The 22042-nt window shown below is 36.5% G+C and carries 24 protein-coding genes; 7 read left to right on the top strand and 17 right to left on the bottom strand.

Annotation, left to right across the window (positions count from 1 at the left end; all coding sequences use genetic code 11):
- Positions 1–13: 13 nt before the first annotated feature.
- Positions 14–1351, bottom strand: a complete 1338-nt coding sequence (locus K364_RS0112295; protein ID WP_028308269.1) for an amidohydrolase — start codon at positions 1349–1351, stop codon at positions 14–16.
- Between the two features lie 123 nt (positions 1352–1474).
- Here K364_RS0112295 and K364_RS0112290 point away from each other — a divergent pair, with 123 nt between their 5' ends.
- Positions 1475–1774 (top strand): hypothetical protein, encoded by a 300-nt coding sequence (locus K364_RS0112290; RefSeq protein ID WP_028308268.1) that lies wholly within the window; start codon positions 1475–1477, stop codon positions 1772–1774.
- On the opposite strand, the gene K364_RS0112285 is transcribed toward K364_RS0112290, so the two are convergent.
- From K364_RS0112285 to K364_RS0112265, 5 genes are all read right to left on the bottom strand, one after another.
- Complete coding sequence (locus K364_RS0112285) at positions 1767–2609, bottom strand: alpha/beta hydrolase (RefSeq protein ID WP_028308267.1); 843 nt, start codon at positions 2607–2609, stop codon at positions 1767–1769. The genes K364_RS0112290 and K364_RS0112285 overlap by 8 nt on opposite strands.
- 150 nt (positions 2610–2759) lie before the next feature.
- Positions 2760–2960, bottom strand: coding sequence for a cold-shock protein (locus tag K364_RS0112280; protein ID WP_028308266.1), 201 nt, complete (start codon positions 2958–2960; stop codon positions 2760–2762).
- Positions 2961–3079: 119 nt separating this feature from the next.
- Positions 3080–3520, bottom strand: a complete 441-nt coding sequence (locus K364_RS0112275) for a YaiI/YqxD family protein (RefSeq protein WP_028308265.1) — start codon at positions 3518–3520, stop codon at positions 3080–3082.
- 9 nt (positions 3521–3529) lie between these two features.
- Positions 3530–4270, bottom strand: coding sequence for an SAM-dependent methyltransferase (locus K364_RS23955; RefSeq protein WP_051534036.1), 741 nt, complete (start codon positions 4268–4270; stop codon positions 3530–3532).
- Positions 4271–4448: 178 nt separating this feature from the next.
- A complete protein-coding gene (locus K364_RS0112265; protein WP_028308264.1) occupies positions 4449–5093 on the bottom strand; it encodes a hypothetical protein in 645 nt (214 codons plus the stop codon).
- A 228-nt stretch (positions 5094–5321) separates the two neighbouring features.
- Between K364_RS0112265 and K364_RS0112260 the strand changes: the two genes are divergently transcribed.
- On the top strand, positions 5322–6299 hold the full coding sequence (locus K364_RS0112260) for a hypothetical protein (protein WP_028308263.1): 978 nt from the start codon (positions 5322–5324) through the stop codon (positions 6297–6299).
- A 61-nt stretch (positions 6300–6360) separates the two neighbouring features.
- Here the strand turns inward: K364_RS0112260 and K364_RS0112255 are convergent, their stop codons facing one another.
- The 3 genes from K364_RS0112255 to K364_RS0112245 form a co-directional block, all read right to left on the bottom strand.
- On the bottom strand, positions 6361–6639 hold the full coding sequence (locus K364_RS0112255; RefSeq protein WP_028308262.1) for a hypothetical protein: 279 nt from the start codon (positions 6637–6639) through the stop codon (positions 6361–6363).
- Between the two features lie 65 nt (positions 6640–6704).
- Positions 6705–7004, bottom strand: a complete 300-nt coding sequence (locus K364_RS0112250; RefSeq protein ID WP_028308261.1) for a heavy-metal-associated domain-containing protein — start codon at positions 7002–7004, stop codon at positions 6705–6707.
- Positions 7005–7043: 39 nt separating this feature from the next.
- Positions 7044–7316 (bottom strand): hypothetical protein, encoded by a 273-nt coding sequence (locus tag K364_RS0112245; RefSeq protein WP_028308260.1) that lies wholly within the window; start codon positions 7314–7316, stop codon positions 7044–7046.
- A gap of 277 nt (positions 7317–7593) precedes the next feature.
- Here K364_RS0112245 and K364_RS26710 point away from each other — a divergent pair, with 277 nt between their 5' ends.
- Both K364_RS26710 and K364_RS0112235 read left to right on the top strand, forming a co-directional pair.
- The gene (locus K364_RS26710; protein ID WP_051534035.1) at positions 7594–8328 is read left to right on the top strand and encodes a CAP domain-containing protein; all 735 of its coding nucleotides are present in this window, start codon (positions 7594–7596) and stop codon (positions 8326–8328) included.
- 150 nt (positions 8329–8478) lie between these two features.
- Positions 8479–9684: a hypothetical protein gene (locus K364_RS0112235; protein WP_028308259.1), complete on the top strand. Its 1206-nt coding sequence runs from the start codon at positions 8479–8481 to the stop codon at positions 9682–9684.
- A 108-nt stretch (positions 9685–9792) separates the two neighbouring features.
- Here K364_RS0112235 and K364_RS0112230 read toward each other — a convergent pair whose 3' ends face one another.
- The 3 genes from K364_RS0112230 to K364_RS0112220 are packed head-to-tail and all read right to left on the bottom strand — an operon-like array spanning position 9793 to position 14314.
- On the bottom strand, positions 9793–11172 hold the full coding sequence (locus K364_RS0112230) for a SpoVR family protein (RefSeq protein ID WP_028308258.1): 1380 nt from the start codon (positions 11170–11172) through the stop codon (positions 9793–9795).
- Between the two features lie 8 nt (positions 11173–11180).
- On the bottom strand, positions 11181–12365 hold the full coding sequence (gene yhbH / locus K364_RS0112225; RefSeq protein WP_028308257.1) for a sporulation protein YhbH: 1185 nt from the start codon (positions 12363–12365) through the stop codon (positions 11181–11183).
- A 26-nt stretch (positions 12366–12391) separates the two neighbouring features.
- Positions 12392–14314 (bottom strand): PrkA family serine protein kinase, encoded by a 1923-nt coding sequence (locus tag K364_RS0112220; protein ID WP_028308256.1) that lies wholly within the window; start codon positions 14312–14314, stop codon positions 12392–12394.
- A gap of 389 nt (positions 14315–14703) precedes the next feature.
- On the opposite strand from K364_RS0112220, the gene K364_RS0112215 reads away from it, so the two are divergent.
- Together K364_RS0112215 and K364_RS0112210 are read left to right on the top strand one after the other, a co-directional pair.
- Positions 14704–15507, top strand: coding sequence for a threonine/serine exporter family protein (locus tag K364_RS0112215; RefSeq protein WP_084295823.1), 804 nt, complete (start codon positions 14704–14706; stop codon positions 15505–15507).
- The gene (locus tag K364_RS0112210; protein WP_035269213.1) at positions 15507–15938 is read left to right on the top strand and encodes a threonine/serine exporter family protein; all 432 of its coding nucleotides are present in this window, start codon (positions 15507–15509) and stop codon (positions 15936–15938) included. The genes K364_RS0112215 and K364_RS0112210 overlap by 1 nt, the downstream gene beginning before the upstream one ends.
- Before the next feature lie 59 nt (positions 15939–15997).
- Here the strand turns inward: K364_RS0112210 and K364_RS0112205 are convergent, their stop codons facing one another.
- Genes K364_RS0112205 through K364_RS0112195 form a run of 3 tightly spaced genes read right to left on the bottom strand, consistent with a single transcriptional unit; the run spans position 15998 to position 17937 of the window.
- Entirely contained in the window at positions 15998–16438 is a 441-nt protein-coding gene (locus tag K364_RS0112205; RefSeq protein WP_028308253.1) for a DUF3788 domain-containing protein, read from the bottom strand.
- Positions 16439–16480: 42 nt separating this feature from the next.
- Positions 16481–16939, bottom strand: coding sequence for a GyrI-like domain-containing protein (locus tag K364_RS0112200; protein ID WP_028308252.1), 459 nt, complete (start codon positions 16937–16939; stop codon positions 16481–16483).
- Positions 16940–16998: 59 nt separating this feature from the next.
- Positions 16999–17937: a helix-turn-helix transcriptional regulator gene (locus K364_RS0112195; protein ID WP_028308251.1), complete on the bottom strand. Its 939-nt coding sequence runs from the start codon at positions 17935–17937 to the stop codon at positions 16999–17001.
- Positions 17938–18079: 142 nt separating this feature from the next.
- Between K364_RS0112195 and K364_RS0112190 the strand changes: the two genes are divergently transcribed.
- On the top strand, positions 18080–19210 hold the full coding sequence (locus tag K364_RS0112190; RefSeq protein ID WP_028308250.1) for a YheC/YheD family endospore coat-associated protein: 1131 nt from the start codon (positions 18080–18082) through the stop codon (positions 19208–19210).
- A 149-nt stretch (positions 19211–19359) separates the two neighbouring features.
- Here the strand turns inward: K364_RS0112190 and K364_RS0112185 are convergent, their stop codons facing one another.
- Entirely contained in the window at positions 19360–20532 is a 1173-nt protein-coding gene (locus K364_RS0112185) for a TraB/GumN family protein (RefSeq protein WP_028308249.1), read from the bottom strand.
- A gap of 96 nt (positions 20533–20628) precedes the next feature.
- Entirely contained in the window at positions 20629–22023 is a 1395-nt protein-coding gene (asnS, locus tag K364_RS0112180; protein WP_028308248.1) for an asparagine--tRNA ligase, read from the bottom strand.
- Positions 22024–22042 lie beyond the last annotated feature (19 nt).

Raw genomic sequence — 22042 nt, 5'->3', positions numbered from 1 at the left:
TCACCACCATATCTTATTTAAATTTCATGGGTCTGCCTTGCATTGTTTTTGAGTTTTCCTTTAAATACTTTAAATAGCTTTCTTTTGTCATCCTAGGTGTATATTCATTAATAATTTGTTCAGCCAGCTTACCTTCATCAAAAAGCAGGTCTACTATAGTAAATGCCATGGCCTTTAAGCTTTCCAGATAGGCAAGCTGCTCATCAAAAACCTTAAATTCCTTTGTATGCAGGTTTCCTTCAGCAGCGCATATAAATGAATGCAGCCCTGGTATCAAATGAGTTACATCGCCAAAATCAAAGGAGGCGGCAATGGACCCCATTTTAGCAATTTGTTCCTTGTCAACGAACTGCTCCATATTACTTATATAGACATCCATAAGCCTATCATCATTAACAAGGGGCAGGTAGCCTGCATTATTTTTTATAGATATATGGCCTCCCATTGCAAGGGACCCAGCCAAAAGGCACTGATCAACCTTTTCTGCGGCCCGCTGCACTGCCTTCTGGGAAGAACCACGTACAACTGTTTCCATAACAACCTCACCAGGGATGACATTTACTGCATCTCCACCTTTGAGAATTATGCTGTGCACCCTTACCTTATCATCTTCAATGAAGGTTTCTCGCTGAGCATTTATATTGTTTAAAGCTAACATGGCCATATTAAGAGCATTAATCCCCTCATGGGGTGCAGCACCGGCATGGGACTCCTTGCCTGTATATGTTACCATTTTAGAGATGAATGTGTTGCTGGTCATGCCTGCATATACAACATATGGATAATCTCTGGGCAGAAGGTGATGCATTAATACTATACCAACATCATCGAAGTGTCCTTCCCATATGGCCTGCTGTTTGCCACTTTTATATTTTATATGCTCATCAGCGACTAATCTTTCCCTATATTCTAAATCTATAAACTCTTCTGCAGGCAGTGCCATGAAGCATACTTCTCCAGACAAAAAATCCATAACCCCCGAGTTCTTTAAAGCCATGGCCACCCCCACAATTAAAACCAACTGGGCAAAATGCCCACAGGCATGAGCAGCTCCTGTATTTTTATCTGCCAGGGGATGCTGATGGCAGATTACACTGTCTAGTTCACCCAATACTGCTACCTTGACTCCACTGGACCTGCCCTTAAGACTTCCCTTAAATCCTGTATAAGCTACCCTGTCATTGGTGTCTATTCCCAGCCTGGCAAACTCCTCCTTGAGTATTGACGAGGTTTTTTCTTCTTTGTACCCCAGTTCAGGAGAATTGTTTAGGAGCTCGGCTAAATCCTTCAAAGTGTTAAAGCTCTTATCAATTTCATGTGCTATTTTTTTCTTTATTTCTTCCTTATTCAATAAAACCTTCCCCTTTGTAGTCTATATTTTACACCCTATATTTTAAAGTACCTTTTTTCTATAATTAAGGTATAATAAATTGAAGTCCATAAAATACGCAACAATCCTATGGAGGTATGTACTGTGAACCAAATAATTACTATATGGTTAGACCGAATTCTTTGGAAATGGTGGATTGGAAAAGATAGTGACAACCAGGAAGCTTTTGAAGACCTGGTAGATACAATCATCTTTAACAAAGATGATATGAATATCGCCCCCTGGAAGGCATCAACCATGCAAGAATTCTCTTTTGAAATATCAAGCAATAAGCTTGAAGATTTAAATACAGCCAAAAATGATCTTTCATTGGAAGATTATATTAATGGATGTTTAAGATATTTTAGGGCTGAGGAAGAAAAAATTAAAAATCTCTTTAGTTAAATGAAACCTTTTTTAACCAGTTAGTTATCAAGTCCGCAATAAGCTTTGGATGGTCTATAAAAAGCAGATGCCCAGCATCTTTAACAACTTCCAGTTGAGAGTTGGTTAAAATCTGTGAAGCTTTTTTGGCTAAAATAATTTCATTTTTATTTTCTTCCTTTTCCCCTACAATTATCAATACAGGTTTCTTTGTTTTATGGTTTTTATTTGACTTAACCCTTGTTAATTCTGCTATGGTTTTCATGTCAAAGGAAGTTACTATCTTGGGATCTTTTAAAAGTTTATTGTAGGTAGGGTTACCCCCCTTTTTTGGTTCAGCGTTAACAGCTTCCTTCAAAGGATTAATGGTTTTATTTGGCATTATGAGTCCCATTATTCTAAAGAGGTTTACAAAAATCCTGTCAACCATATTGGCATAAGTCCCCGGGTACCGTATGGTATGGGATACACAGCAGTCCAGTTCAGGATTGTCGATTAAGGCCTCGAAGGCAAAATGACCTCCCATACTATCTCCTATTATAGCATATTTGCTGTTGGGAAATCTTTTTACTGTGTATTTGACCATTTCCCTGATCTGCTCCAGGATTTTTTTTGCCTGGGCTTTTCCCCTTGGCCCTTCGCTGCGTCCCCAGCCCAAGTAGTCAAAGGTTACTACATTAATATTGCCCACCTGACTTAAGTTGCTCAAAAATTCGTTATACGAATTGGAATAGAATATATTCCCATGCAGGAATAAAACAGTACCAATTGGATTTTTACTAGCTGTATAAATATCAATATGTATTTTCTGGTTTTCAATTACTATACTGTCATTCTTAACTTCCAGGCTGCTCAAATTAATCCTTCCTTCCATATTTTATATTATGAATTAGAAGTTCCAATCCTGCCAGGGCGCCAAGCTACTGACACCGACGAAAGTTTTTATACTTCTGATTGTAAAATAAAAAACGCCTAACCAAAATGGAAAGGCGTGTTGTCTTTGGATTTACAATTTGGAAACGTTAGCAGCTTGAGGTCCCTTTGGTCCCTCAGTTACTTCAAATTCTACTCTTTGTCCTTCTTCTAATGATTTGAAACCATCTCCAGAGATTGCTGAAAAGTGAACGAATACGTCCTTTTCTCCTTCTACTTCAATAAACCCAAAACCTTTTTCATTGTTGAACCATTTTACTGTACCTTGTTTCATAAATCTTAATTCCTCCTATTTCTTTGCCTATCGGCGAATATAAAAATGGTACCATAAGATTTTCCATTTGTCAATTATTTTGAGCCAGTAATAGGAGGTTTATACTTCAGTTTGTGTTTTTAAGAGTTTACTTGTTTTAGCAGAAGTTCCAAGTTTTTTCTAAACCTTTCATCATCTTCTTTATTTCTTGGGGCCGGACCCTTTGTCCTGCCGCCGCTCTTTCTAATCTTTGCCTTAATATGCCGTTCTTCCAGCATGAAAGCAATTTTTTCCTTGGAATACACATATCCACTGGGAGCTATACAATTACCACCCTTGGATAGGACTAATGATGCTAACCCCCAATCCTGGGTTACAACTATATCTCCCCTGTTAGTCTTATTAATGAGGGCCATATCTGCTGCCTGGGGTTCATTTCCAACTATTATTTTTTCAATCCCTTCTATTTGATGGTTAAAAGAAGAAATTGCAAGAAGGGGTACATTATACAAGCCTGCCAGCTCTATTAGAATCATCATGGCTTTTTTAGGGCATGAGTCAGCATCCACAAGTATTTTCATAAATGCTAATTATTTTTCTCCAATGAAAAATACATAGCTATAGTAGTCGCCAAATTTAACAAAATAGTCCATTTCCGTTTGTAACTCCTCCAGTTGTTCCTGGGCCTTTGAATTTTTTACAAATTTTTGTTGGAAATAATTAATATGAGTATACATTAACTTATAATAATTATCCCAGAATCCATCCTTGCCTATTGCAAAATGCCCAACACATTTTAAGCCTGCTTTTTCCATGGCTTTTATATTCTCCTGAATTCCTGTCATGCCGGGATAATTTTCTTTCCAGTACCAGAACACTTCATCAGGAGGGTTGTCCTTAATCCAAGTAAGATCAGACACGACAATTTTTCCCCCTGGTTTTAAAAACCTCTTCAAATATGAGATGCCTTTATAAAAACCAACATTATGAATTGCACCTTCAGACCAGATCACATCAAAAGAATCATTTTCAAAATCTAAATCAATCATTGATTTATTATATACGGATATCCTGTCACTTACATTTAATGCGGCCGCCTTCTCTTCAAGACTTTTTAAAGAATTAGCATCAATATCTACTGCACTTACCACAATGGGATATTTCTCCAAAAGAGCAAAGGCAGCATTCCCATTTGCACAGCCAGCATCCAGCACTTTACTGTTAGCTGGCAGGTCACCTAAACCAACCATCTCTGCTGCTTTTAGCGTATACTCTTTGCTGCCAGGCACCTGCCTGTCCATCTTATAAAAAAGTTCCTTAAAAACTTTCATTATCATCGCCCCCTCATAATTATGTTAAGCTTAAAAAACAATGGGTTATTCCGTACGTGTAGCCCTATTTATATGTTTATGGTTATGGTATTTTTATTATTCTATATTATTATTAGCTATACCTTTATTTTTTAGTAATTTCAATAAAAAAGAGCCTTTTGGCTCTTTTTTATTATACTTAAAAACATTGCTCTGGTGGAAGTGGAGGGCAAACACCAGGAATAGTTACACATGGTGCAGGTACACAGAAGCCGTAGCTAGGAACTAGTAATTGAACTGTTAAAATAGATTTTACTACCAGACATACTTGGATGTCACAAGAAATTGTATATTCTAGCTCTTCATTATCTTCCTCTACATCTGTTACTACACAGTTACATGCTAGAAGTGCACTCTCAGTACAATCTATAGTTACTCCCTCAGGGGCACACAGTGTAACTGTCTTGCCAAAAATAAAAGTTCTTTCTATCTCATCCTCTTCACCATTTGCAGCTTCTGGGTTAGTGAGGGTCACTGGAACCTGTACTGAAAGAACAATTGTAAAGAACCCATCTCCTATTGAAGTCCGGCTAATTACTGAACAGGTAATTTCGGCTCCTTCAGTTAATTGACACTCAACTGGGTCACCCTGCTCAAGGCCTGTTCCAAACTCAGTTGAATCAGTTTCTACCTCTCTTGTTCTGTCATCAATCTGGAAGCAGCTGTCATATACCTTGTCAACTACAATACATTCAATTCTGTCAAAGGGTGGGCACTCTGGCAGGCCTGTTTGTGGATTTATTGGGCACTGCCCTGGTTGGATTTGCTGTCTTGCTTGTGTCATAAAGTATTTCCTCCTCTAAATAATTTTAGATGAACTATCTAATGTATAGTATTAAAAAAATCCTCTTTTTGTTACAGTTAATGAAAAGTTATAAAAAAAATAATATTTTTTATTTTTCTAAAGGGCTGATTAAGTCTCCATCTTAAATTTTTAGTTTTTATCATAGATGCATTATAAAATGTATAATATTTATTAGGCCCAAAGTTATATAAGAAACTTGGTGAAATCATGACAGTTTTTCTGGATAATAAAACGGGAGATGCTTGGAGTTTTATTTTTGATAAGGGAACACTTGATTTTAGCATTCTTTTAAAAGGGAAAAGTCATAGGGGTATTTTGGATTACCAGGCCGCCCATAGCGGTACAACCATGCCAATTATTGTCACTAAAGTTAGCAGATCTGAACTAAGGGTATATACATGGGATTTTAATTTAAATAAATGGAAAATGAAAAGATTTATTTTTGAAAAGACTATCAGTAATTTTTTTATCTCCAGGAATGCAAGCAATGAATTTCATTTATTAATAGAGATAGAAACCGGCTCTATTAATGAGATAATTCACTTGTTTTATAATCAGGACAGTTGGATCAGAGTAAACCTTACTTTTTCAAAGTGCAAACTCATTGACCTTACCTATCTTTCAGCAGAAAAAAAGCTTATATTAACTATTTTTTTTAATAATAATAAAAATTTGGAGACCTTTATTTGGAATAGTATTATTAATAAATGGGATACATGGAATATTTCTTTTGAAATTCCAAGGGGACATCTACTGTCTGTAGGATATACAAAAAATGTCTTTCATTTTACAACCTTAATAAAAAAAGGCTTTTATAATATTAATTATAAAAGCCTATGCATAAATAACAATTGTGTCCTTTCTGAATCAAATATCATCATGCTTCCTGCCTTCTATCCAAAAAAATGCTACTTATTAAAGGACCGTTTACTAACTGCTATATATTGCACCAGTTTAAAGCAGGGCTATTTGTATTTTATGCGAGATGAATCCCAATGGGCTGAAGCCCCTATTGACAAAATTGCCTCCCCTAAAAAAATATCTAGAGTTTACAGTCATACTGGCTATATAAATTCCTACCTGGTATTTCATGAGTTATTCAATATAGATTTAAAGCCTCCTATCCTACTAAGAATAGATGAAATACTTACCCTTTTAAAGCAAAAATTTCAAATAACCTTTTAAAAAATCCTTACTATGAGCAAGGAGTTTTACCTTATAAGCCAGACTGGCCTTAACACTTTTTTCAGAAGCGGTTAACGTACCTATAACCTATTTGTGATAACTTATAAACAATATGTTCAATACTTGTTAAATATTGATTATACATTATTGATAGTTTCTTTTGGTTATAAGTTCCAATCCCCTCGACCCCATTAATGGTTCTTAATACTTTGTTAATTCTCTCATAATCTTCTATTGTATTAAGATTGGTAATAATCATATTAAAAGTTATTACACTATTGTTATCTTGAGAAAAATTTAGATTTGCTGATTTTTCAAGCTTTTTATCATACCAGCTCAATGTGTAAACCCCCTTAAACAATTTTGCTTATACAGGCTAACTGCCTGTTATCTTTTGTTAGTACATCATCCACCCTTGCCCTTTACTTCTGGTTCTGGTTTGCCTTTTTTGATACCAAGGTCTAATTTGTATCCTAAGCCAAGAATCGCATGGATAATGCTGCTAGAATCTATTATAGTAGGATAATACTTAACATAGATTGATTTTTTGTTTGGAAATATTTCTACGTCCTTAATGCCCTCCTGCTTCATTAATTGTCGTTTAATGACTTGAGAACCATATAATGTTATGGTTTCTGCAGTAACCAATCTAATGGCTGCCGTAGTAGAATTTTGAAATTCCTTAACTTTTTTATACATGGACACCCAAATTCCCCCTTAAGCAACTGCTTAGGTAATTTATTTTCAGCCGCCGTCTCTTTTATAATCCAAGCCCCTTAAATGAAACCTATAGTCAATATATGTTGGTGTAATTAGATGTTCATAGTAGGTTATTATTACTTTTTCGTTAGCTGGCACAACCTCAATTTTTAGAACATTAAAACCAATGCTTTCATATATTTTTTTCTTTACTTCATCTTTATTTGCTCCCTTAATGAAATAGCAAACCTGTTTAGCATTATCATAATTTAGTTTTTCATTCCTAGCGTCAATATACATTCTTACTTTGGGCTTCAAATCTTTTCACCTCTCCATATCATTTTCCATAAATGGTCTTTAAGTGTTGAGGTACTTGATTGATAATCTAGTATATTATTAATCATAAAGAAAGGTTCCAAGGTGGAAAATTAATACATGCCCTTCAGATAATGTATATTTTGAAGAATATTTCTTTAATATGAAGATTATTATACTATTATCTCTAAATATGATGAGTTGAATATTTGTCTTGTTTCTTTCTCCCAAATATAATATTAATATGCTTAAATGCTATTATATGTCAGGAGGTAACAAAGTGTATATTACATTAAAAAAAGTTTTTTCAATGGTCCTTTTAGTTGGTTTACTCATGCAAGCCCCCACAGCAGCTTATGCATCATGGGGATTACAGAAGCTGCTCCAAGAGAATAACCAGCAGAGTACTGCAGATCCTTCTGTACCCAAAACTACCACTGAACAACCACAGCCATCCCATGATACTCAGGTTTCTTCTCCTCCTAAAAATCAAACTACTGCAGATTTAATTCGGAGTTTACGGGGTAATTCATTAGGACAAACAAATAATACCAGCAATATAACTGGAAGTAATACAAATCCAATTACTCCGGCCCAACCAGCTCCACAGCCAGATAGTAATTATGCAGGACTTACAAGTCAAGAGAATTTAATGTTAGAATTAATCAATAATGAGAGAAAGGAACGGGGTTTAAAACCCTTGATACTACACACAGAACTTGTAAGGTTGGCCAGGTTAAAAAGCCAAGACATGGTCAACAATAATTATTTTGCTCATACCTCACCTACATATGGTTCCTTTTACCAAATGGTATATAATGCAGGAATACCCTTTAGGCAGGTAGGAGAAAACCTTGCTAAGGCTAGAGATGTGAATAAGGCTCATATATTACTAATGGCTAGTGAAGGACACAAAAAAAACATTTTAAGTCCCACCTTTACTCATTTAGGTATTGGAATATCAAGTGATAGGTATGGAATAGTTGTAACCCAGCTGTACATTGCTGAAAGGTAAAGTTTAAAAAAAGGGAGCTGTTTGGAAAGAAAAACAGCTCCCTTTACTATATATTGACATATTAATAGCAAGTAAAAAATGTGCCTTTATATAACACAGTTTCCTAACAATTGCATAAGATATACCAAAATTTATTAAGGTGGGAAAGTCATGGGGAAGGTTATTTGGAACAATAAAGTATTACTGGAATTTGAAGAAAGTCACAAGCAGTTACTGTTAGCTTCCTGCAACTCAAAGAATATTAAGTATATATTAAACGAAGAAAATATAGTTATGTTCCCTGCACTATATGATAAGACCATAATAGTTAATATTATTAGCAATGATGAAAAATTGAAAAAAGAAATTCAATCTATAGAAAGCACTCTTTCACTTGAGGGAGCTGCAGTCATTATTGATAATGGTAATGCAACTAAACAAACCATTAGGTACTTAGATGCTCAAATTCTATTATCTTTTTCAGTTGAAGAGAACATCCCGGATTTAACTATTTATTTACCTTTCGTTAACGACAGAACTAGTCTTTCAATAACAAAGAAATTACTTAAGTATTTAAGCCTTTCGGAAAGTTCCTTGAATTATAAGGTGGCAAGCTTTTGGGAGAAGATTGCTGCAAATAGGTATTGGAACTATTTATGGGGTAATCCTTTACCAACAATGGTTTTAGAAGCAGGAATTCCAAATATTTCCAGTAAAACTTTAAGCATTCTTAAATCCAGTTTAGTTAAAAGTATTATTGAAGAATTAGGTGAAAAACCATCTAGTGAAGAAATTAAAATTGCTCTTAACTTTATTGAAAAATCCAAAGAGACAATTGATTTTGAAACAAAAATAAAAAATGAGGAACAGGCTATTCAATTAAATGAGCTTTTGGAAAAACTAAAACATCAAGAAAGTGAATTAAATTCTCTAAAAAAGTGCTACAGGGAAACTGAGGATGAACTGAAGAGAATTAAGGAAGTCAATGAAAATGAAATTATTAATACCAATGAAACAATGCCCAAAACAAAAGCAAAGAAAAAAAATAATAAAAGGGTTAGATCAAAGAAAATCTACTTTCCAATAAGTGCCCAAAAGGAAAAGGATAAATCAATGTTGTATAGTAAGCTTGCGTATCCAATTAAAATACCTGAAGGTGGACCTATTTACCAATTTCGAAGACCTCAAAAGGGTACTAGTAATAGTATAACAGTGCCATCATATTTAAATCCAGCGACCTTAACCAGGCACAATATAAAGCATCACCCCACACCTAAATCAGCAAATATACAAAAAATAGAAGTACCACCTGCACAAACATCTTGTCAGGATATAATAGAAAACTTAAAGGGTTTGAATACGGCACAAGAAAAATAATTACAATTACAACGTTCCAACTGTAGGCCGCTCACATTTAAGCGGCCTACAGTTTTTTTGTTCAGGTTGGCTTGATTTTCCAGATATAAAGCAGGGCATCGGCCTGCTTTATATCTGTTCGTTATTTATTGTAACTTTTTTGTCCCCGTCACAGATAATTGTTTTGTTAAGTGTATTCATTACCGTTTTTAATTTTACCTTTCCGCCCCATAAAGTGACAAGGTACTTTAAGGTTTCCTGTGCATAAGTTAATTCAAGCTCCCTGCCGTCATATTCATGGAGCAGCATTAGAGAATTATCTTTATTATCAACTTCCATGACTTTTATACTTGGGAAAAAGCCCATGCCGGCATCATTGGCAATGGTGTCCCTTATTTCCTTCCAGCCCCTTTCGTCAGCAACCTCCTCTACAACATAGTTTACTCCCCTTTTTTTAAATTGATAGAGATTCATTTCTCTGCATAGTTCTTCTGTAAGGTATCTGCGAATAAATGATTGGTCCCTATCTAATTTTCGAACTTCAAATATCTTTTGTTTTCCATGCTTTTCTTCAAGGTCTAAGAAAATTTTAAAACCCATATAATAGGGGTTTATTGCACCCTGTAGCGGCCTTATAACCTGGTTATGCCTGCTTAAAAATTCAAGGTGCAGGTGATCGGGAAGCCCAAGTTGATTTAGTATTTTATAGTGCCAATAACTTGCCCAGCCCTCATTCATGATTTTTGTTTCAATCTGAGGAATAAAATATTCTGTTTCATCAATAACTATCTGCATTATGTCCTTTTCCCAATCCTCTAGCTTCCCATGTTCAACTAAAAATCCCAGGAGGCACTCTGTAGGCTCTAAAGGTACTTTGCTTAAATCAGGGAAAGGGAGCTCCTTCTTATCATCTAACGGACCTTCCCTTGTTGTTTGTAAATAGTAATTATCCAGGATTCTCTTTTTCTGTTCATCCTCTGAAAGCCTTTTTTCTCCTATTACCCTTTTTGTCTGAAACCTTATTGCATGTGCTGCATCTAAAATTCTTTCTACCCGTTGATAACCTATGCTGGGATCTCTAATGTAGCCTCTAATTCTGTCGGCATGGTTTTTAAATTTTTGTATTATATTATGTGCTCTTGTTCCCAGCGCAAATAGGTTGTTGTTTTTAAAGAAATCATTGTGTCCATATACATGGGCAACTGTAAAAATTTGCAGAAGAAGGGTATTATCCCGCATCAAGTACGCAATACACGGGTTGGAATTTATCACCATTTCATAAGGCAGGCCCTGCAAATTATACCTGTAAAAAGTCTTTCTTCGTTCATAGGCCTTTCCATAACTCCAGTGAGGGTAATGGGAAGGCATTCCAATATAAGCCTCATAGCTCAGCATATCTTCATAGCTGCATATCTCAAATTCCTGGGGATAACAGTCTAATCCCTCCTGGTAAACTACTCTCCTTATTCTTTCATCCCACATTTCCAATTCTTCAATTGTATATTCCATGGCAATTATTATTCCAGAAGCTCTCTTTCCTTTTCTAAAAGCTGTTTAAGAGCTGGAACAATATCCTCCTTTTTAGAAATAGTTACGATTGCAAAGTTTGGACTGATTACCTTTGAAGCCAAGACGGCTTTAATTGAGCTGAAAAAGTATCCTGTCATAATCTGACCATATCCAAAGAGATTGCATTTATCGCAGAGCTTTTGAGCAGCTTCAATTGCCTTTTGATTATCCTCACCCCAGTTGTCTCCATCACTGCAGTGGAAAGCATATATGTTCCATACTTCTGGATTATACCTCTGCTCAATGATTTCAAGGGCCTTTTCATATCCACTGCTTATAAAGGTACCGCCAGACTCCATTCTATGAAAGAATTCCTCCTCATTTACCTCTTTAGCTGTAGTTGTATGAGCAATAAAGACTATTTCAACATTAACATACTTCAGTCTTACAAATTGATATAGCAGGAAGTAAAAACTCCTGGCAAGATATTTTTTTGTCATTGTCATTGAACCTGAGGTGTCCATTATGCATATTACTACAGCATTTGTTTCTCTCCTTACATCCTGTCTTATACGAAAGAACCTTAAATCATCTTCTTTGAAGGGAAATCTTTCATTTGGGGGATTTTGTTCAAATAGCTCTGGGTCCTCTTTTTTTATCCTTTGAAAGGATTTCTCTCTTTTAATCTTTTCCATTACTGATTTCTTTTTTGCCAGGCGTGGCCTGATACCTTTTCTTTGGTAACCCAGCTTCTTAAAACTTTTCTCAACCTCAATCTCATTAAATCTCTTTCGCTGAAGATTAGGGAGATTTAGATCTTCAAAAAGATAATTAATTAATTCTTCAATAGTTACCTCAGTTTCAAATACATCTTCACCTTCAACATTGCCCGCCTGATCCTTACCTGAACCTCCATTTTCTATTTCTTCCCGCCCAACTATATCTCCCCTTTTTTCGCTGCCATCCCCAGAACCAACCCCGGGCTTGTTTTTTCCATATACAAATTTGTATTCCTTGATTCCTTTAATGGGAATTTTTATTTTCTTATCTTTACTCTGACCAATAATACTCTCTTCCGCAATAATATTGCCTATATTTTTCTTAATAGAGTCCTCCACCAGCTGTCTGTGGCGTCGTCTATCCTCTGCAGACCGATCACGTCCACTACTGTCAAACTCCCTAAATATAGTCACCTTTTCCCTCCCCCCAATTCAGCTGATTAATCCTTCCACAGGTTGTTTGCAGCATATTTTAGGATAACGTTGCAGCAATGGTCACAATAACCATTTCTTTTCATTTCTTCAACCATGGCATTATATTTTTGATTTTGCTCCTCGTCACGTACCTTGCTGCGGGTTATAACTCTGCTCAATTCTTTAACTGATACTGTTAATTTAGATTCAATAGCCTCTTTTAAAGGCTCATAGCTGGCATAATCTATTTTCCCGCCACTTCTCATAACATAAAACATATAGGTGGTAACATCCTGTCTAAAGCCCTTTGCTGCACTATCAGGTATATTTATTTGCTCTTCAATGGACCTTAAAAATTTCTCATCTGGCTGCAGTTCTTCCCCGGTGCTCTTGTCTTTAATTTTAGTTTTGTTTACATATGCTTCTGCATGGTCCAAATAATTATTAAATAAATCCTCGGCCTGCTCTCTATAGCCATGTATAAAGGCTTTAGTAACTTCCTTTTCAAGTATCTTATGATACTCTTTTTTAATTGTATCCTGTAGAAAGTTCAAATATTTTTTCTTGTCATCATCTCGTATAGCTAGATTCTTTACAGATTTTATCAATACTTCAAGAACACCTATGGGATTAATACAGTTATGCTCCGATTCTGTCATGGCAATATCCAAAGCTTTCATTATAAATCTTGTAGATATGCCAGCCATTCCCTCCCTAGGTGCTTCTTCTCTTAACTCCATAATATCCACTTTCTTGGTGCTGCCCTTTTCTACAATCTCTTCTCCATTATATATTTTGAGCTTTGTAAGGGGGTCCACCTTTGCCGAAGGAGCAAGTCTTGTTAATATGGCAAACATGGAAGCGGCTTCAATGGTATGGGGTGCAATGTGGGCACTAAATCTGCTTTTTTTAATAATCTTTTTGTAAATCTTTATTTCTTCAGCAAGCTCAAGGCAATAGGGAACCTCTATTTTCACAATCCTATCCAGTATTGCTTCATTGGTATGATCTGCCTTAAATTTATTCCACTCTGCCTCATTAGAGTGGGCTAGAATTATACCATCAAAATAAATCATGGAACCCTTTCCTGGAGATGGAATGCTCTTTTCCTGAGTAGCCGTAATCATTGCATGCAAATATTCAATCTCATTTTTAAAAACTTCAATAAACTCAACAATTCCTCTATTTCCTACATTAAAAGCACCATTCAGGGACATGACCCTGGGATCATCCTCTGGGTATAGATCTAGCTTTGAAATATCCACAGATCCAATGAGCACCGAAGTATCTTGATTATTGGGATCAACCGGCGGCACTACCCCAATGCCTTTACGGCCACGTATGCTGAATTCTACTGTCTCCACAGGAAATCTTTCAAATTCCCCATTATAGTCAGTTATTAACCTATACCTGCAGACAGGACATAAATCTCCTTCAATTCTTATACCTAAAAGTTCTTCAAACTTCTCTCTTAAATGTCTAGGAAGAAGATGGAGTGGTTCTTCTCTAATGGGACAGCCCTTTATTGCATATATAGGCTCACTCATTTCCAGAGCTTTTTTAAAGGCTTCCATTAAGGATGATTTTCCAGCACCTACAGGACCTACAAGATACAAAACCTGACGAGATTCCTCTCCTTCCATGGCTGCTGAATGAAAATACTTAACTATTTCCATTAGAGTTTTATCTATACCAAAAAAATCAGCTTTGAATATATTGTATTTTTTAATAACTGTATTTCCATAAATTCTTCTTAATCTTGGATTTTCATTGGTATTAATCACCTCTACCTCTTTGCTCATGATAATGTCATACATTCTTTTATGGGCTAGCTTACATATAGATGGATCCTCTTTTAATATCTCAAGATAGTCTAAAAAAGTACCTTTAAATTTATCCTTTCTTCTCTCTTCCCTGCTCTTCTTAATTATCTCTGAAAACTCTACCATACTTTTTTCAACCTCCCCTTTTTAGTTAAACCTTATTAGAGGTCACCCTGACCCAGGCAATTAATAATTGTGGGATTAATAATATATGTATGTAAGAGTTTAGAATTTAAATCTCCCATATTATAGAAAAATAAAAGTTCACATGGCTTTTATAAGCCTGTGAACCTTATAATTTATTAACTAATGATAATTTTTTGTTATACACCTGGGTATTTGTTCAATAATTAAAATTAGATATTCTTCAACCTGTGGTTATACCTCCCATAAGTTAAAATGTCTTGCCTATAACTTGCTTTTCTAGTATACATAAAGCAGTAGTGGCAGAAGAAGTGATTTCATGGTAAAGTTATGGAAGAATATTTGTATACAATTTAAAAGGTGGCATTCTTTTGAAACCTTTGAAATCCAGTACTGAGATGGATATAAACAAAATATTAAAGACAGCCAAGCTCATTTCCCAAATTATGTTGGAAAATGGTGCTGAAACCTATCGGGTTGAGGATACAATTATGCGCATCTGCCAAAGCTTCAGCTTTAAAGAGGTTGAAGCAATTGTTATTCCTACAGGTGTATTTATCTCCGTGTCCTTAAATGGTGTTTCTAATAACCATACAGTCATAAAAAGGGTAAAAAAACGCACTGTAGATCTTGCAAAGGTAAACTCTGCCAATACCATTTCTCGGCAGATTACATCCGGCATCATAACCTTAGATCAAGCAATACTGCAGTTAGAGGACATGCTGGCCGCTTCACCGGAAAAAAGGTTATATCCCACATTGGCTGCAGGTTTGTCGGCTGGCTTTTTTACCCTGCTTTTTGGTGGTGGTCTTTTTGATTTTTCTATTGCAGCATTTAGCGGCGCAATAGTTCAGCTTGCAGCTTTCTTTTTCAAAAGGGAGGACATGTTTCATTTTATTATTAGCTTAACAGGAGGTATTATCACTGCCTTAATAGCCATAGCAGCAACTCAGATCTTCTCCACGGGCAACCTCGAGCTTATCATCAGTGGTGGAATAATGCCATTATTACCTGGACTGGCAATGACTAATGCTATCCGGGATTCCATGAGAGGTGATCTGGTTTCAGGGATTGCCCGTGGTACTGAGGCTTTAATTGTGGCCGTTGCCCTGGCAGTAGGTGTAATGATTGTTCTAAAAACATGGTTATTAATGGGGGGAGGCTTTAGTCTATAATGGTCCAACAAGTTTTCTATGCGTTTCTGGCTGCCTTGTTTTTTTCCTTCTTGTTTAATGTACCCAGGCGCTCAGTTCTTGTTACAGCAAGCATAGCAGGTATTGGATACCTGGTGTTTATGCTCTCCAATACCATAATAGGGGCAGGCCTTACAGGATATTTTCTTGGTACTTTTGTAATGGCAGCCTTAAGTGAAATAGCAGCAAGGGTAATGAAAATGGCCACTACCACTTTTATAACCATTGCAGTGATTCCTCTAGTTCCAGGTTTAGGTCTTTATAAAACAATGCAGTTTGCTGTGCAAAATGACTACACTGCCGCTGTACAAACTGGAACCCATGCCATGCTTGCTGCAGGTACAATAGCCATGGCTATTGCTGTAAATACCCTGATTATGAAGTTTTTGATGCACTTTATGGCTAAAAAATAGACCCTAATGGTAGGATTTCTTCCCCATTAGGGTTAGCCTGTAATAATGGTCTTTTAATCTCAAAATCTGGTGTTAACTCCATGCTTGAGGAGCAAAAGCTGCTTGACATTTTCCAATACCTTCTCTGACACTACTGGTATCATCAGCCACAATGTCCCATTAAAGGGCTTGGCAGTCCTAACAATTTCTAAAACCTCTGGTTGATAGTCTACCTGCATGGCCTCCACCGCTTCTGTTAGGTCTGTTTTTATAACTACAAGAACAACAAAGGACTCTTTCTCTGGATAAAGGGTGCAGAGGGACTTGCCTGATTTCTGGTATTTTACATTCCACCCGGGCTTGGCTGAGCATTTACTGTACGTAATTCTAGTTGCTGCTTTATAGGTATTCTTAATAAAGGTATTCATATCCTCCCAAAGTGCCCTTGCCGTATTATTTATATAACTGGATATTTCATCAAAGGTGGGAGTATGGGTTGGATCCTGAATTAAATCACACATTAGCACCTTTCACCCACTTTCTACAATTTATTGCTTATTACTTTATTTAAGAGGAAATACTATTTTAGTCAGTAGTTCACTTTCTGGCACCTCATTAGGGGAATTAAAGTAGTATTCATATGCAATTCCCGTGGGTGTGTAACCTTGTTCGGCAATCCACTGTGTCATGGCATTGTAAACGGGTTCCATTCCATTATAAGGCCCCTTGTAAAGATAAGAAACACACCTGCTTGCTGGGATCTTACTCTGGTTTATGTCTCCCCTTCCAGCAATAGGCTTTGAGACTGGAAACCCCATTTCCACATCTAAATCACTCATGTCCAAGTTATAATATGCAACAAAGGGTGCTTCAAGTGGCTGCTCTCCCACTTCATTCATATACTCCATTATTACTCCATAGGCCTTGCCTATTTCATCAGATAATTTGTCAACTGATGTTCTTTTACGAATTGATAATACAGGTTGAGCTTCTTGCTTAAATATTTCAAATTTGTATTCCATAAATACTGCCTCCTTAGCTTTTTTCTCCATTATACAATTATAACCATGACAACAGTATGTCATGGTTGTTTATATATATTACAAATTTTTTCCGCTGTTGACGTAATAATGGAACGGATATGAGGGGGATTAATAACCTCAACCCTATCACCAAAGCTTAGCAAGAAACCATATAACCAGGTGTTTTCTGGAAGCTCCAAGTAAAGCCTGATCTTACCCTTCTCAGTAATAGTATAATCATTTCCAAAATACTCTTCTATATTTTCTTCCATATCTGATTCAAAAATAAGCTCTAATCTAATCATCTTATCAGTCTTCTGCCACTGCCTTTCCCAATTCCTGTGATCCATGGGCAAATCCCGCGGTTCAAACCCTGTTTCTAATATAACCATCTCTTTAATTCTTGAAATCTTGAACAGTCTGAAGTCACTTCTCAGCATACACCAGGCGTATAAATACCAGTTCTGTCCCTTTAAAACGAGAGAATATGGCTCCACCTTACGATTAGTTTTCCGACTGGTTGAATCAGAATATGCAAACTGAATCTTCCTACCATTTTCAATAGCACTGCGAATATCGGCTAACTTTTTTCTTAAAAAAACAGATTCTCCCCAGGGTTCATAATCAATTATCAACTGATTGGACTTTCTCATGAGCCCCTCGAGCTGGGATTGGGTAAGGGTATTCTTAAGTTTCTCTACCAGCACATCATGCCTGGTATCAGGTATAGTTCCAGTAAGTCCCCTTAGAGATGTTATTATTGCGGCCATATCATCAGAGGTAAGGATACTCCTATCAAGCCGATAGCCTTCAGCAAGCCCTATACCGCCGTTTACTCCTTGATAGGTCACTACTGGAATTCCTGCTAGATTTAGCGTCTCAACATCTCTAAGTATAGTTCTTACTGAAACCTCAAACATCCCGGCAAGTTCTCTGGCCTGGACCCTTTGTCTCCGTAACAAGAGAATTAAAATAGATATTAACCTGTCAACCTTCACCTTCCACACCTGCCACTTTAAAATCAAAATATTGACACCAGGGAGCATTGTACATAATAAAATACTGGTAAGACGATTAATTACTTGGTTTAATCCATTTTAACATACTATAAATGGTAAGTGAGGGAAAGGTGAATTTTAAATGAATGATGGTTATTGCTTATCAAAAACTTATGCTAGACCTATTGTAGGGATACTTATTAAAGATAATCATGCTGCCAAGCTGATCGAAAGGCAAGAACCTTTGAAAAAGCATTTATGTCTGCTCAGGGCTAATGAAGAAGCCAAAACTACCATCTACTTTTTCTCTATAAATGACCTACATGAAAATTTAGTATATGGAATTGCTTATAATAAAGTCTTGGGTAGATGGGAACGTCACAAACTCCCCTATCCTGACGTAGTTTATAAATCATATGGCACAAAAAAAGAGCACAAATTAAATAATGTCTTTTTAAAACAGTTGGAAAGGCGAGATATCAGGACTTTAAACTACTTGTTCACCTTTAACAAATGGGAAGTCTATAATTATTTATCACAGAACAAAAGCATAGGACCTCATTTACCAGACACAATCTACTATAGTACACCTGATGACCTTAAAAAAATGCTCAAAATGTATTCAAAGGTCTATTTAAAAGAATGCCAGAGTAGTCTTGGAAGAGGCGTACTGAGCATTTCCAAGCTGCCTTTAGGAGGTTATGAAATTAAGTATTATATTAATAGGCTCCATATTATTAAAACTGATGATTTTAACAACCTTGTTAATGAAGTCCAGAAGTTTTATGGGAAAAGGAGCTTCCTTATTCAGGAGGCTATTGATTTAGTTGAAATAGATAATAGTATTGTAGATATGAGAGCCGAGCTGCAAAAGAATGGTCATGGAGATATTGTTATAGCAGCCCTTTCACTTCGTATTGGTAATAAAAATGCACCAATAACGACCCATGCTGCCAGCATAAAATTTGAAGCCTTTTTTAAAAGCTATATGAAGTACTCAGATGAAGCAGTTATCATTCTTAAAAACAGAATAAGCAAATTATTAAAGATTATATATAATTGCCTGGAGCAATATTATGGTCCTACTGGAGAACTTTCAATAGACATTGGCCTGGACAAAAGGGACCATTTATGGTTTATTGAAAACAACTGTTTATCAAGTAAGGTCTCTTTTTACAAGGCATATGATATGAACACCATACATAAGTCATATGTAAACCTTTTGGAATATGCTAAATTTTTATATAAAACAAAACTTGGCTTGCGCCAGTAGTTCTAGCATTTTTAATGCGTAGAAATACCAGTCCTTTAGGGCGCCAAGTCTTCTGACGTCGGCGGAAGCCTTAGTCTTTGTGAATACTATCTACCTTGTGGAACTTATACTTTCTGATAGTGTAAAGGAAAAATACATTCTTTAGTTAATTAACCAAAGAATGTATTAATAAAATGTCTTATAACATCTGCTCCGCCAATTACAGTACCAAGAGTACTGCCTAGGTTAGCAAAGACAACTACTAAAAGAATATGAGTTACCTTATTGCGCCAAAAGCCCTTTATAGAGTGTACATCCTCAGATAAACTCTCAAAATCTTTAACACTTGGTTTCCTTACCAGGGCTTCAGTTAGACCAGCAAACCAGCCTGCCGCCAAGAGGGGGCTAAGAGAGCTAATGGGTGCTACAACAAAAGCAGTTAGAATGGAAAATGGATGCCCGAAGGCTAGGAGAGTACCTAAAGCACCTAATGAACCATTCCAAAGAATCCAGCTAATCATTTGATCGACCCCTGCGGACCTGTCAACAGAAAAGGTAGAAGCAATTATGGCAATAATTATAACAGGTATGCTCCATGCTATTACCTTCATTACTTTGGAAGGGGGTGGAACCTTAGAAAGATCCTCTAAATCATTATCTTTAAACAATTCATCTTTAATACCTGGTACATGGCCTGCTCCTAATACTGCAACAATTTTGCTTCCTGGTGCATCCTTTATTTTCTGTGCTAGATACTTGTCCCTTTCGTCAATGACAATGGATTTGAATTCTGGAAAGGACTTGGATAATTCATCTAATGCAGAGGTTAGCATATCCTGGCTCTTCATTTTCTCTAATTCTTCTTCACTAATTTCCTCATTAACAAACATGCTCATCATAAGCTGAAAGAAAAGCTTCATCTTTCCTATGAAGCCTAATCTTCTCCAAAGCCGTCGCATGGTAGTATGAAGATCCCGGTCAGCCAGGCAAAGGGTGGCTCCTATCTCCTGGGCAGATTTAATCCCCTGAATCATCTCCTGCCCTGGCTGAATACCAAACTGCCTTGCTAATCTCTTCTGATATGATGACAATATTAAGTTAATCAACAGTATTAAGGCCTTTCCTTCCTTAATAATCTTGACTATATCTGTATTTTTCCATCTGTCGGCGTCCGTAATGCCCTGGTATCTAGCCTGGCATAGTTCTACACAAACTGTATCAGGCTGCTCCTGCTGTATTATTTCTTCAACCTCATCAGCACTTTTTTTGGAAACATGGGCTGTGCCTATAAGGATTATTTCTCTACCGTCCATTTCCAGACGAGTTACATTGCTGCTTGTCAATTTAATCACTTCCTATGCCTTGTCTGTTTCATTAAAAACAACATTATAATACCACATCTTAGATTTTTTGTATGTAGTCTTTAAAAACCAATTTCATTAAAAGTGACAGGATTTTACTGTTCTTGGAAATGGCACAACATCTCTAATGTTGCTTACTCCTGTTATATACATTAAAGCCCTTTCAAATCCTAACCCAAAACCAGCATGCTTCACTCCTCCATATTTTCTCAGGTCCAGATACCACCACAGCTCTTCTTTTTCAATATTAAATTCTTTCATTCTATTTTCTAATACTTCTAATCTCTCTTCTCTTTGACTGCCGCCAATTATTTCACCCACTCCTGGAACTAGAAGGTCCATTGCAGCAACAGTTTTCCCATCATCATTAAGCCGCATATAAAATGCCTTGATCTCCTTTGGATAGTTTATTACAAAGACAGGCTTTTTAAATGCCATTTCTGTCAGGTATCTTTCATGTTCAGTTTGTAAATCCTTGCCCCATTCTGCAGGATATTCAAATTCCTGTTCTGATTCTTGAAGAATTTTTATAGCCTCTCCATAGGAGATTTGTGCAAACTCCGAGTTTATTATCTTTTGTAATTTTTCTTTTAAACCCTTTTCCACAAATTCATTAAAAAATTCCATTTCTTCCCTGGCATTTTCTAAAACATAAGAAATTATGTATTTCATCATTTCCTCTGCTAATCGCATGTTATCCTGCAGGTCAGCAAAGGCAATTTCAGGTTCTATCATCCAGAACTCTGCTGCATGTCTGGCTGTATTTGAGTTTTCAGCCCTAAAGGTCGGGCCAAAGGTGTATACGTCTCTAAAGGCCAGGGCAAAAACTTCTGCTTCTAACTGGCCGCTAACTGTCAGATTTGTTTTCCTTGCAAAAAAATCCTTTGAAAAATCTACCTGCCCATCCTCTGTAAGGGGTGGTTTTTTTGGATCTAAAGTAGTGACCCTGAACATTTCCCCAGCACCCTCGGCATCACTTGCTGTAATAATTGGTGAGTTAACATAGATAAAACCTTTTTCCTGGAAGAATCTATGGACAGCAAAAGCAAGAATTGATCTTACCCTAAATACAGCTGTAAAGAGATTAGTCCTGGGACGCAGGTGTGCCACCTCTCGTAAAAACTCCCTGGTATGTCTTTTGGGTTGTATAGGATAGTCCTCAGGTGAATCGCCCTCTAAGATTATTTCTGCAGCCTTGATTTCAAAAGGCTGTTTAGCCTGGGGAGTTTCTGCCAATAACCCCTTAACCTGCACAGCTGAGCCCACCCTCAACCTTGCCACCTCATCATAATTAGACAGCATATTCTTTTCATACACTACTTGTATAGTATTGAAATGAGTACCGTCATTTAAAGAGATAAATCCAAAGGATTTTTGATCCCTGTTGCTTCTTATCCAACCCTCAAGCCTCACTTCTTTATTGGCATATCTACTAGTGTCCCGTACAAGCTGTCTTACAAACACCTTTTCCATACTAATTCTCCTTTAGAAT

This window comes from Desulfitibacter alkalitolerans DSM 16504, assembly GCF_000620305.1.
GTDB lineage: Bacteria > Bacillota > DSM-16504 > Desulfitibacterales > Desulfitibacteraceae > Desulfitibacter > Desulfitibacter alkalitolerans.
Note: the sequence above shows the minus strand (reverse complement) of the source record. Positions and strands in the feature narration are given on the sequence as shown.